The organism is Segatella copri (genome assembly GCF_019127135.1).
Lineage (GTDB): Bacteria > Bacteroidota > Bacteroidia > Bacteroidales > Bacteroidaceae > Prevotella.
In genome coordinates this window covers 1-10,885 of record NZ_JAHOEA010000082.1, presented here as the reverse complement: position 1 = coordinate 10,885, position 10,885 = coordinate 1, and the positions used below count along the sequence as shown (strand labels likewise).

The following is a 10,885-nucleotide window of genomic DNA, read 5'->3' as shown; positions in this document are numbered from 1 at the left end:
AGAACCTTCGCGATGACGCCGAGTTCAACCTCGTAGCCAGCCGCAGTGCTCAGGCAGCCGTTATCAAGGCGATTAAGGAGGGTAAGACCAACGTTGATCTCAACGCGCCAACTACTCCGGATAATACTCCTGGCGGTTCTACCCCTAGCGGTTCGGGCACTACCGAAGGCGGTGGTTCAAGCACCACTGAGGGCGGCTCAGGTAATACCGAAGGTGGCGGTTCAAATACCGACCAGACCGGCGGCGAGGGCCAAGGCTCTGAATCAGGCGGCGACGGCAATATGGGTTAGCCCCTAGCCGCAGCCACTAGCCGCAAGGAAGAAACGCAAGCCCGTTAGGCGTTCTGGCGGACTTGCAATCCGCCGTTAAAAAAGGCTCGACCTATTTCCTTGCGGATTTGCAATCCGCCTCAAGCGAGAATGCAGCATCACGAGCTTTGGAGATATGAAAAGCCTACGGCTGGGGATTACAAATCCCCGATAAAGAGGTCGAGCCTTTTTTGTCTGCGGATTTCAAATCCGCAGGAACGCCTAGCGGACTTGCGTTACCTCTTACGCCTAGCGGACTTGCGCCCCACAAAGTAAACATTAAACAATAAACATTAAACATTAAAAAAGATGAAAGCGAACACTTGGAAAACAATTTTGCAGATAGCCATCAGTATTCTGACCGCTATCGCTACCACGCTCGGAGTAACGAGCTGCATGGGATAAAGAACATGGAGCCTAACTTATTATTATAAGCAGACTCTATCATAAATGAAAACGACCGCTCACCCAATACGAGGAGAGCGGTCGATTTTTGTTCTACCGGGAAATCCGGTCATTTCCGGTCATTATCATTTTTCTATCCCCTTAAATCCGGTCATTAAGGATTTCATATAATTTGATGTCCCACTCTACCATCCAAATTTAGGGTTGAAAAACACCTCTTCCATGCAAAGTTACTCAATTAAATCTACCTTTATATTATCTAACTTACACACAAAAGGAATATAACGGCTATTGCCCTTCCTCTGAACTTTCAGAATGTCATATTCAGAAATATTCGCAGGTTGTTCTGCATTGTATTCTATAAGCAGAAATTGCTTAGCATCTTTTTCCTGTCTAATCAGGAATCCTTTAGGAATATCCTTTTTATCTACAAGACATGTAGGCGCAACCAGTTCAAAAGGCGTAGCTTCTGCATTCTTCCAATAATGAAACATAATGTAATGTACACTTTCGAAAGCTTTGATTGCTTCGACAGATAATCGATCTTCCTTGATGCCCAATGCAATTCTACTTGCAGATTCGGTTTTATGCCTAGCTATTGGAGCGATAGCATACATCAGAATCAAATCAAGATTACCACCTAACAGTTCTTCTCGCTTGGTATCCTGAAGCCTAATCTCAATACTGCATGGAATAAAAATATCTTCGGCTACCATCTTTGGTGCTTTATCATCCGGCAATAAATATGGAATTGACTTCTGTTGTAGCACTTTAAGGGATTTTACACTATCATTAATAATAGCCTTTGTTGTTTCAACCTCCTGTGCTCGCCAATCATAAACTTTTTGTATAGTCAACTTCTCGATAGCACGAATATATGTTTCCATAAACTGATAGTCAATGGAGCCAGAATCGGTGACCGGGAGCCATATTTTTTCATGACTTACTCTATTCCATGTAGCTTTACATTCATAATTGAATTTCTTCTTTATGCTTTTGTGTATTGCTGCAGACATATAAAAAAGACTCTCTCTTGTATCAGAATGACCTACAGCCTTGATTAAGTATGCGTCCCAAAGAACACCTGTGCACTGTGGCTGCGGATAAACATTACCTGTAGCAACAGCACCGTTTTGTACAATATCGATAGCCATTTCTATGCTTGCAAATTTATCTTTATGTCCATAGAACATTATCCCATTATCGCCATTTTTCGCATTAACCAATGGAACATTATAAGTTTCATCTGGAACTTGCCTTGTATCTCTTCGTTTATCAACAGAAGAATTATTGAGATCTTGCTTATTATATAATTCGCCAATTTTAAACTCTTTCAGTTTAGTGTTGTTAAAACTATTCAGGGCATTTTTTTCTTCCTTCGTCAACTCACAATTTTCAAATCCTGAGACTTTTAGATAAGCCTTCATCTCGCGGATGCGAGATTCCTCCATCTCGCGGATGCGAGATTCCATAAATCCAATAGCCAAAGAACCATCAGCATTTCTAGGAACTGATATTTCCGTCTCCAAAAAAGCTTTTTCAAATTCACGGACCAGAAGACCTAAATACTTTTTACTAGATTTATTAAACCATGATATAAACCAAAGTGCAACTCGCCAATTAAAACCCTTAAATTTAGGAAAGGCAGTTTTTGTAAATTGTCCTGCATAAAAATCGTGAGCCATGTAAAAGAACTGCATTCCCATCATTCCTACAGCTATTGAATTACCTTTAATAAGATGCTTGTCATCATAGTAATCAACATAACCATATATACCATTATTGAAAACAGTACGTGTAAAATATGGGTATAAAGAATCCTTAGAAAAACTAAGGTTTTCCTTATCTAACTGAGGATTTCCCTTTATGATAAACAAATCCTCTATATTACATGTTTCAAAATAGCCCCCACTATTAATAAACTTTTTTTCAGCTAAGTGAGGGCTTATAGTTTTCCCAGGCAAGAATCTCCTTTAAGAATTTGTCCTACCTTCCATGATAGATACTCTTTTACCACATTCTGAAAATCATCTTCCGTAGGTACAGTATCTATCTTTTGATGTTGTCCGTATGTCCAGTCATTGCCTTTGAGACTAATGTAATCTTCTGTATAGCAATCCTTAAAATAGTGAAGATTCTTATCATCAGCTCCCTTGCCATAACGAACAAGATTTGCTACCTCAGCATATCGTTCCTTCGCATGATCTGTATCACGCAGGTTTATACTCTGACCTGATTTCTTACGATTCATGCGGCTATAACCGTCATTACTGAAATCGATAAATCGTACTACATCATTTTCTGCATCATGAGGGCGGTTTACATCAAACACATAAATGCCCGTCTGTACACTAGCCTTACCACAGAAGATATCAGCCATTTTAATGGATGCCCGAAGCGTATTATTCTTAAGGATATTAGCCGTATACGGCAAACCATTACCACTACCTGCATTTTCCTGAATCAAGATGGCTGCACGGCCACCATGTTTCATTTTTGCCAACGCTTTTTCGGCAAAAATGAAACCTTTACCATCGGCAGAATATGGAGGATTAAGCAAAAACACTGTGGCAGGGAAAGGCTTATCTTTCTTTTTACCTTGCTTATAGTTTCCATCGTATTCCAAAGAATTTTCTTGGATGATATTGGCACTTCCATCCTTCATTAAAATCATATTCAAAACAGCAAGCATATAAACATCTGGCAACTTCTCAATACCAAGAAGCTGCTCCATTTTTATCTTTACAATTTTTTCTTCTAATTTAGTAGGGCTATTGGCATATTTTTGCTTTGCGTCTCCTATCATTTGGTGCATAGCAGATATAAGAAATCCTGCCGAACCTGTGGCAAAGTCCCAGACGTATGAATTCATATTCACTTCGCACATTTTCGCCATCAATTCTGTAACATAACGAGGAGTTAGGACAACGTCATTCTTATCACCATCCGGAACATCCACCCACTCATTCATTACATTAAACAAACGACCAGTAAAGTCTATGTTATGTAGTTCTCCTGTAACATATGGAAGTATGTCTCGCTTCACACTAGCATAAATCGTGTGGAGTTTACTCTCTCCGTTAACAGGAATTTGAAGATTTGACTGGGTGAATACGACTTTGAGAATATTCGTTATCATTTCAATTTTCTCCTCGGGCAGTTTTTTATATCCAAGATACATTCGAATCTTACTCATAATCACCTGTCCGTCATTATTCTCATCATCTTCTCTGCCTGCTAAATCTTCAATACGAAGAGGTTGTACACCATCTGCTCCAAGTCCAGCCATAATCAAACCAGCTACAAGCTGTACTCGCTTACCAACCAGAATGTTCTGTTCGTCATGCAGGCTCTGATTCAGAGCTTTCAACTTACGTTCTATATCATCTTCAAGTGCAAGTTTACGTTCTTCAAGTTCTTCAGAGGTAAGAGCAAGTGAGTCAAGTTTCTCAACAAATTCTTTTGCGTTCTTTTCCAGCAAGAATGAAATATCTTCATAGCCACCAACATGCTTTGGCACAAAGAGATTATCTTTAGAAATATACCAAACATCAACTTCGTGAATTGTATCACCAGCTTCTTCATAACCGTTAACACCAACAGCTAACACTTCCTTGTAAGACTCAGCATAGTTAAGTATAGCGTTAGCATAGTGAATGGCACCATTAACTGCATATTTTGCTATATTCTGAAAATTAGAATCTAAATTCTTTTTGAGATTATCGACCTCACCTTTTTCGTTCACCTTTATCAAATCCCCCTTCTTACCTTTAACCTCAATCATTACAGGAATTCTTCGAATGTTATCGGAGGTAAGCAAATACTTGATATCAGGGTAGTTCTTTCCAGAACCACCCTGTTTACTTGGTGCTTTCTCTAGAGCGAAAATCTATTTCAGAATTGATAGCTTCTGTTTTGGTATAATACTTTTGACCATTGAATTGCTTTTTACACCAATCCTCAATTTTCTCTTCTATGCTATGCTTCGACTTTGTAGCCATATCTGTTTCTATTTTTTAAATGTTTACAACTATCCATTTACCACTTTTTCTACCGCCTTCACGCTTCAAGATTCCCTTAGTTTGAAGAGCTGCAATATCTCTTTCAATTGTACGTGTCGTAACTGTTTTCTTTCCCGACATTCTCTGCGCCAATTCCGGAATCGTTATTTCCGGATGACATTTAACAACAGAAATGATATTCTGCTGACGTTCAGAAAGTTCAAGCGATTTTTCTTTCCCGACATTTTCAAAATCTTTCCCGACATTTATCACGACATCATCATCCATAGATCTTTCATACTGTTCTATCTCAGCCTTAAGATTTTTGATATGTTCTTGAAGCATGAAAGACTGGAATGGTAACATAGACTCTTCTTCTCGAGATGCATTAAGAGCTTCAATATAAGCTGCCTTATCATCAGTCATTACCTTTGTCGGAACAAGATTAAATTCAAACTGAAGGTGGTTCATGATGAGACGCGACATTCTGCCATTTCCATCCACCCAAGGATGGATGCTGACAAGGATGTTATGAGCATCGAAGCTCAACAAATATGCATCCATTTCACTCGGGTTTTCAAGAAGCAATTCACGCCTGCGGTTTATCTCATTGCAGAAATCAGCCAACCTTGCAGGAACCTTCAGAAAGTTCATATAGGAACGTCCACCAGCTCCCGCTGTGACACCTAATAGACGGAGGTCACCTTTAGAAGAATCGAATTCCCCCTGAAGCGTGCTATAAACGCTGCCGGTATTCTTCATCACCAATGCAGACAATTGCTTAAGCATTTCTACAGAAAAAGGTTTGTGCTCCCTAGCCCATCGAATGGATTGCTCATAGGCATGCTTCAAATCAAGATTCATCAACTGCTCTACCAAGGGTTTACCTTTAGCAGAAATACCTTCATCAAAGAGCAATTGATTCTCTATTTCCGTCACAGTAGAACCTTCTATGGCAGTAGAGTGTGTAATGATGGAATACAGATAGAACTTATCGTAATCTATCTGCTGCGAAATACCAAGACTTCTATATTTGTCTAGTACAGCCTGTAATTCTAACACATACTTTTCCATTTTGCAACTTCTATTTTTTAAGGCACAAAGATAGGTAAAATATGTTAGAAACACGAATGATTATGAAGAAAAATGCAAATTACTCTGCATTTTACTAAGATTATATCTACCATACCTTCCGCCTTTTGTTTTAAGAGGTCATGAAGGGTCAAATTCATTAACGGTCATTTTCATTTTCAATCCCCCCAAAGGGTCCGGTCATTAAGGTCACGGTCATTAAGGTCATTAAGGATTTCAGATTATCAAAATATCCCTCTATCTTATAAAATAAGGTTAAATCAAGTTTGCCCTGCAAACAAAATCCATCCATAAAATCACTTTTCTGAATATTTTTTGTATTTTTGCAGATATATTGCGCTAATATGGGAGTTGAGCATGGCTTATCCTCCTAGATTACAGGCGCATCATTATCAAATGATTAGAGCATGAAGAAGATATTATTCCTACACGGATTCTTCGCTACGGGCAGTTGTCCGATGGCGAGAGCCTTGAAAGAGGCGTTTGAGGGGACGGCGGTGGTGCTGACTCCCGACCTGCCATTGCACCCCAAGGAGGCACTGAAGGAGATTCGCTCCATCATCGACCGGGAGCAGCCCGACTTGCTTCTGGGCAACAGCTGCGGCTCTTTCCTCGCCCAGATGCTGGCTCCTGTGGTGGGCATTCCTGCCCTGCTCGGCAATCCGTATTTCATGATGACGGAGTTTCTGAAGGAGCGAATCGGCGAGCATGAATACAAGGCACCGAGAAGGGACGGCAATCAGCGGCTGGTGATAGACGAGGCGCTGATTGAGGAGTTTGCGGAGCTGGAAGCCGTGCAGTTTGACCATTGCAACCCCTATTATAAGGATCGTGTGTGGGGACTTTTTGGTGAGCAGGACTCCCTGGCTCACTTCTCCCCTCTCTTCCTGCACCATTACAACCAAGCCTTCCATTTCCCTGGCGGTCATACGCCTACAGAGCAGGAGGTGAAGACATGGTACGCTCCCCTTGCCCAGAAAATGATTATGGAGTTTTCGGCAAAGGAAGAAAGATATTTCCAGCACTTCAAGGGCGGCAAATACAAATTCATCCATTCTGCCTTCGACTCCGAGACTCAGGAGCGCATGGTGGTTTATCAGGCTCTCTATGGAGACCAAGCCTATTGGGTAAGACCGGAAGATATGTTCTTCGGGAAAGTTACGAGGGACGGCAGAACTTTTAATCGTTTCACAGAAATAGATAAATAATTATGGAGACATTCAATAATGTAATAAACAGTGGCCAGCTTGTTCTGGTCGATTTCTTTGCTACATGGTGCCAACCATGCAAGGCGACGCACCCCATTCTGGAGCAGGTAAAGAGTGTATTGGGCGACCGCATCCGAATCATCAAGGTGGATGTAGATAAGTACGGCGTAACAGCAAGCCAATACCGCATCCAATCTGTGCCTACACTGATGCTTTTCCGAAACGGAGAAGTATTGTGGCGCACAAGCGGTGTGGTAGATAAAGCCGAACTTCTGGCTACGCTTGATCCATTCTTGACATAATCAAAAATATAAAAGAATAATCTTATGCGCATAATAGGAAACTTACTTTGGTGGCTCTTCGGAGGTCTCGAAGCTGCCATCGGTTATTTCACCGGAAGTCTGGCTCTTGCATGTACTATCATCGGCATTCCGTTTGCAATACAGACATTCAAGATTGGTCTGCTCTGCCTATGGCCTTTTGGTTCTACAGTAAAAGAATCGAATAGTCCAACTGGTTGCATTCGCATCCCGTTGAATTTACTCTGGCTGATTTTCGGAGGATTGTGGGCTTGCCTCATGCATCTGTTCTTCGGCTTTCTCTTATGTATAACGACTATCGGCATTCCTTGGGGAAAACAGCATTTCAAGATGGCCGCGCTTTCGCTCGCACCATTCGGCAAGGATGTGGAGTTGGGATTTTAAAGTGATAAGAAGAAGTTGAAGGAAATATGGCAATAACTATTGATACAACAAACCTCTGCTCGCATCTTCAAAAGAAGTTGTTTGAACCTGAGGGAGTATATTATCCTATCTGGCAAGCCATGCAGAACGATAAGGAGTTGACTGCCGCGGTTCGCTCACGACAGCTTCATATCTATCGTAACGGCAAGAAGATTCTCATTCTCGCTGGCAAGGCTCAGCCGAAGATTATCAGAGAGGATAAACTGAACGAATTGATTAAAAAAATAATATAAATGATTAAGAAAGAAGAAGTTATATCTTTTGTATGGCAGCATATTCTGCTGCTCGTTTCGCTCTATGTAATGACTTTCGGAGTCGCAGCATGTGTGCGAAGTCAGTTAGGTTCAAGCGTTATTTCCACCATCCCTTACGTGATGGCTTCGGCAGGTAAGATGCTTGATTACATCCCAGGATGGACTATCGGCGGCTACACCATCATGATGAATGCGATCTTCGTGGTGCTGCAGATACTGATTCTGAGAAGAAACTTCGAGTGGGTGCAACTCTTCCAACTCGCTATCGGCTTTATCTTCGGAATGTTCATAGACCTCAATATGGTGCTTACACAGTGGATGGTTTCAGAAAATATCCTGGTCAATGCCCTTGTGCAGATTGCCGGTTGCACCATCCTCGGTTTCGGAATTGCCATGGAGGTGAAGTGCGGCTCAGTAACCATGCCTGGCGAGGGCATTTCCATCGCCATTCACAAGGTTACCGGCTGGCCTTTCCCTAAAGCCAAGATTCGGGTGGACATCACGCTCGTGGTCTTGGCCGTCTTGTTCTGTTTCCTGCTTCTCGGGTCATGGAAATGGGAGATTGTGGGCATCGGAACGCTCTTCGCCATGGTCTATGTAGGTGTTACAGTTCGCCTATTCAACAAACATCTTGCATGGTTCGACCGCCTGCTCCACTATCGTCCAGGTTGCCGAAGATATGTTTACGGACTGGCACGATACATAAGAAGACAGTTGTAACGTCAAGATTATTTAAGTTCAACGGATAAAAATAGATGAACATGAATTTTCCAGAAGTATATTCAGCAACAGGCATATAAACAGTATGTAAAAATACTGCTATTCTGATGTGGGCAATGAGAATGCTATGGAACAGGAGCACTATTCTGACTCGGAGTATGTAGCCTAATTTCTGCATCAATATTTAGCGGTCTAACTAAGCAACTTGTTAAAATAGCCAAAAATAGAACAGAAAAACAAATAAAAGTTCGTTTTCTATTCCAAATTTTACTATTTTTGCACCATGATAATGGATTTAGAACATATAGGTAACATACCAGTCAGTACTTCAGCTATAGCTTCATTGTTTACTAACATTGAAGCAGGGAATCAGAAAGTACGCAGTCTTGAGGCGGCTCATAAAATTATCCGACTCAAGAAGGGGCTTTATGTGGTAGCCCCAAATGTGTCTCGTGTTGCTCTATCCACAGAACTGATAGCCAATCATCTTTATGCACCTTCGTATGTGTCTATGCAGACAGCCTTACGTTATTATGGATTAATACCAGAAGCTGTTTATACTACTCAGTCTATGACACTAAAGCACTCCCGTAGTTTTGATACTCCTGTCGGGCGTTTTGAGTATAAGAACATGTCAAGAGAAGCCTTTTCAATAGGGATTACAAGCATCAATATGCAGAGTTACGCCTTTCTGATGGCAACACCAGAAAAAGCTCTCTGTGACTTAATCGCAAATTCTCCGAAGGTTAATTTACGTTACCTGAAGGATGTAGAGAACTATTTGGAGGAGGACATCCGAATGGAAATAGATGATTTCAGAAATATGGACATAAGTATATTTGAGCGATATGCTCAGGTTGGGAAAAAGTCTAAATCCATAGAAACTCTAATTAAATATTTAAGGAAATGAATACAAACGAGATATTCAATCAAATGCTTTCGAGCTATGACATAACGACCGAACTGCAAAAGCGCAATGCTATCTTTGAGGTCAACCAGCAGATTATTCTTTCTGGTCTTTACAATGGTGGCTTTTTCAACGAGGCAGCTTTCTATGGTGGAACATGTCTACGTATATTCCATGGATTGCATCGTTTCTCTGAGGATATGGATTTTTCCCTGCTTGCTCCGAATGAAAACTTTGATTTTACACATTATTTTCAGCCCATCATTGACCAATTCGCTATGGTGGGTAGAGAGGTTGAAATCAGAAAGAAGGACAAAAAGAACTTTGGCAAAGTGGAGTCTGCCTTTCTGAAAGACAACACAGATGTATATGATATTACATTCCAAACTGAGAAATCTGTTAAGATCAAGATTGAAGTTGATACTCAACCTCCTTTGAAATTCCAAACAGAACAGAAGTTGCTTCTGCTCCCCCAATCTTTCATGACACGATGTTTCACTTTGCCAACCCTCTTTGCAGGAAAGATGCATGCACTGGTGTATCGTGCCTGGAAGAACAGAGTTAAGGGACGTGATTGGTATGACTTCGAATGGTATGTTCGCCACAATGTTCCTCTTGACTTTACTCACTTGTGCGAAAGAGCCTTGCAGATCAATCACGAAGAGCTTGACAAGGAGACGTTCCTTCAAAAACTGAATGAAAGACTTGCCACGGCAGACATGAATCAAATAAAGGCTGACGTGTTGCCTTTTGTCAGGAATCCCAAAGAGTTGGATATTTGGTCGAATGACTATTTTATGGAACTTGCAAAAATGATCAGATTTGAATGAAAGAAACATTTAGAAAACATCTGGACAGATCATTTCACCGGAAATTCAGCATCAGGAAAGGTCATGGTGAAATGCGGTTTCTCTGACACCGGAATGCTGAACAGATGTAGCCAGCTTGTGGGTGGCGACAAGGATATGGTTAAAGTATTTAAGTACAAAGGATTAAAAAATGAGAAAGGAATCAAGAGCAATGGATAGTGAGTGGGCTTTGGAAGTAATGCACAAGGCTCCGTATATAACGGTCAGTTTTATTGACGAAGAAGGCAAGCCTTATGGTTTACCCCTGTCACTCGCATCAGATGATGATGTGAATTGGTATTTTCATGGTGCCTTGGAAGGCAAGAAGTTGGAGGCAATCAAGGCTCATCCCGAGGTTTGCCTTTCAGCCGTAACCCGTTGTGCGCCTACGGTTGGTCC

At 41.3% G+C, this 10,885-nt stretch carries 15 protein-coding genes and 1 pseudogene; 11 read left to right on the top strand and 5 right to left on the bottom strand.

From position 1 onward, the window contains the following. Together KSW37_RS14390 and KSW37_RS14385 are read left to right on the top strand one after the other, a co-directional pair. Positions 1 to 290: pseudogene (locus KSW37_RS14390) on the top strand (hypothetical protein); the annotation flags it as partial. Positions 291 to 617: 327 nt separating this feature from the next. Then, positions 618 to 713 (top strand): smalltalk protein, encoded by a 96-nt coding sequence (locus KSW37_RS14385; RefSeq protein WP_153072405.1) that lies wholly within the window; start codon positions 618 to 620, stop codon positions 711 to 713. A gap of 230 nt (positions 714 to 943) precedes the next feature. Here KSW37_RS14385 and KSW37_RS14380 read toward each other — a convergent pair whose 3' ends face one another. From KSW37_RS14380 to KSW37_RS14360, 5 genes are all read right to left on the bottom strand, one after another. Then, positions 944 to 2,677, bottom strand: a complete 1,734-nt coding sequence (locus tag KSW37_RS14380; RefSeq protein ID WP_262897850.1) for a restriction endonuclease subunit S — start codon at positions 2,675 to 2,677, stop codon at positions 944 to 946. Then, complete coding sequence (locus KSW37_RS14375; protein ID WP_217315011.1) at positions 2,659 to 4,497, bottom strand: HsdM family class I SAM-dependent methyltransferase; 1,839 nt, start codon at positions 4,495 to 4,497, stop codon at positions 2,659 to 2,661. Before KSW37_RS14375 ends, KSW37_RS14380 begins: the two co-directional genes overlap by 19 nt. Before the next feature lie 76 nt (positions 4,498 to 4,573). After that, complete coding sequence (locus KSW37_RS14370) at positions 4,574 to 4,714, bottom strand: hypothetical protein (protein WP_217315010.1); 141 nt, start codon at positions 4,712 to 4,714, stop codon at positions 4,574 to 4,576. A gap of 15 nt (positions 4,715 to 4,729) precedes the next feature. Next, a complete protein-coding gene (locus KSW37_RS14365) occupies positions 4,730 to 5,788 on the bottom strand; it encodes a Fic family protein (RefSeq protein WP_217315009.1) in 1,059 nt (352 codons plus the stop codon). Between the two features lie 157 nt (positions 5,789 to 5,945). After that, positions 5,946 to 6,098 (bottom strand): hypothetical protein, encoded by a 153-nt coding sequence (locus KSW37_RS14360; protein ID WP_217315008.1) that lies wholly within the window; start codon positions 6,096 to 6,098, stop codon positions 5,946 to 5,948. 115 nt (positions 6,099 to 6,213) lie between these two features. On the opposite strand from KSW37_RS14360, the gene KSW37_RS14355 reads away from it, so the two are divergent. The 9 genes from KSW37_RS14355 to KSW37_RS14320 form a co-directional block, all read left to right on the top strand. Then, the gene (locus tag KSW37_RS14355; RefSeq protein WP_217315007.1) at positions 6,214 to 7,014 is read left to right on the top strand and encodes a YqiA/YcfP family alpha/beta fold hydrolase; all 801 of its coding nucleotides are present in this window, start codon (positions 6,214 to 6,216) and stop codon (positions 7,012 to 7,014) included. A 2-nt stretch (positions 7,015 to 7,016) separates the two neighbouring features. Next, positions 7,017 to 7,316, top strand: coding sequence for a thioredoxin (gene trxA, locus KSW37_RS14350; RefSeq protein WP_217315006.1), 300 nt, complete (start codon positions 7,017 to 7,019; stop codon positions 7,314 to 7,316). Positions 7,317 to 7,340: 24 nt separating this feature from the next. Further along, on the top strand, positions 7,341 to 7,718 hold the full coding sequence (locus KSW37_RS14345) for a YccF domain-containing protein (RefSeq protein WP_217315005.1): 378 nt from the start codon (positions 7,341 to 7,343) through the stop codon (positions 7,716 to 7,718). Positions 7,719 to 7,750: 32 nt separating this feature from the next. After that, complete coding sequence (locus tag KSW37_RS14340; RefSeq protein ID WP_089542814.1) at positions 7,751 to 7,990, top strand: hypothetical protein; 240 nt, start codon at positions 7,751 to 7,753, stop codon at positions 7,988 to 7,990. Then, the gene (locus KSW37_RS14335) at positions 7,991 to 8,731 is read left to right on the top strand and encodes a YczE/YyaS/YitT family protein (RefSeq protein WP_217315004.1); all 741 of its coding nucleotides are present in this window, start codon (positions 7,991 to 7,993) and stop codon (positions 8,729 to 8,731) included. It abuts the gene before it with no gap. Between the two features lie 283 nt (positions 8,732 to 9,014). Further along, positions 9,015 to 9,641, top strand: a complete 627-nt coding sequence (locus KSW37_RS14330; RefSeq protein ID WP_094440158.1) for a type IV toxin-antitoxin system AbiEi family antitoxin domain-containing protein — start codon at positions 9,015 to 9,017, stop codon at positions 9,639 to 9,641. Continuing rightward, positions 9,638 to 10,468 (top strand): nucleotidyl transferase AbiEii/AbiGii toxin family protein, encoded by an 831-nt coding sequence (locus tag KSW37_RS14325; RefSeq protein WP_254368684.1) that lies wholly within the window; start codon positions 9,638 to 9,640, stop codon positions 10,466 to 10,468. Before KSW37_RS14330 ends, KSW37_RS14325 begins: the two co-directional genes overlap by 4 nt. Positions 10,469 to 10,531: 63 nt before the next feature. After that, positions 10,532 to 10,666: a hypothetical protein gene (locus KSW37_RS16140; RefSeq protein WP_262897849.1), complete on the top strand. Its 135-nt coding sequence runs from the start codon at positions 10,532 to 10,534 to the stop codon at positions 10,664 to 10,666. Then, positions 10,638 to 10,885: pyridoxamine 5'-phosphate oxidase family protein (locus KSW37_RS14320; protein ID WP_217315003.1), on the top strand; the 248-nt coding region annotated here is incomplete at its 3' end. The genes KSW37_RS16140 and KSW37_RS14320, both read left to right, overlap by 29 nt.

Excerpts from the sequence above, each read along its gene's own strand:
- KSW37_RS16140 (WP_262897849.1), top strand. The coding sequence starts at position 10,532 with ATGGTGAAATGCGGTTTCTCTGACACCGGAATGCTGAACAGATGTAGC.
- KSW37_RS14335 (WP_217315004.1), top strand. The coding sequence starts at position 7,991 with ATGATTAAGAAAGAAGAAGTTATATCTTTTGTATGGCAGCATATTCTG.
- KSW37_RS14325 (WP_254368684.1), top strand. The coding sequence starts at position 9,638 with ATGAATACAAACGAGATATTCAATCAAATGCTTTCGAGCTATGACATA.
- KSW37_RS14330 (WP_094440158.1), top strand. The coding sequence starts at position 9,015 with ATGATAATGGATTTAGAACATATAGGTAACATACCAGTCAGTACTTCA.
- KSW37_RS14375 (WP_217315011.1), bottom strand. The coding sequence starts at position 4,497 with ATGATTGAGGTTAAAGGTAAGAAGGGGGATTTGATAAAGGTGAACGAA.
- KSW37_RS14355 (WP_217315007.1), top strand. The coding sequence starts at position 6,214 with ATGAAGAAGATATTATTCCTACACGGATTCTTCGCTACGGGCAGTTGT.
- KSW37_RS14365 (WP_217315009.1), bottom strand. The coding sequence starts at position 5,788 with ATGGAAAAGTATGTGTTAGAATTACAGGCTGTACTAGACAAATATAGA.
- KSW37_RS14370 (WP_217315010.1), bottom strand. The coding sequence starts at position 4,714 with ATGGCTACAAAGTCGAAGCATAGCATAGAAGAGAAAATTGAGGATTGG.
- KSW37_RS14360 (WP_217315008.1), bottom strand. The coding sequence starts at position 6,098 with ATGGATGGATTTTGTTTGCAGGGCAAACTTGATTTAACCTTATTTTAT.
- trxA (WP_217315006.1), top strand. The coding sequence starts at position 7,017 with ATGGAGACATTCAATAATGTAATAAACAGTGGCCAGCTTGTTCTGGTC.
- KSW37_RS14385 (WP_153072405.1), top strand. The coding sequence starts at position 618 with ATGAAAGCGAACACTTGGAAAACAATTTTGCAGATAGCCATCAGTATT.
- KSW37_RS14345 (WP_217315005.1), top strand. The coding sequence starts at position 7,341 with ATGCGCATAATAGGAAACTTACTTTGGTGGCTCTTCGGAGGTCTCGAA.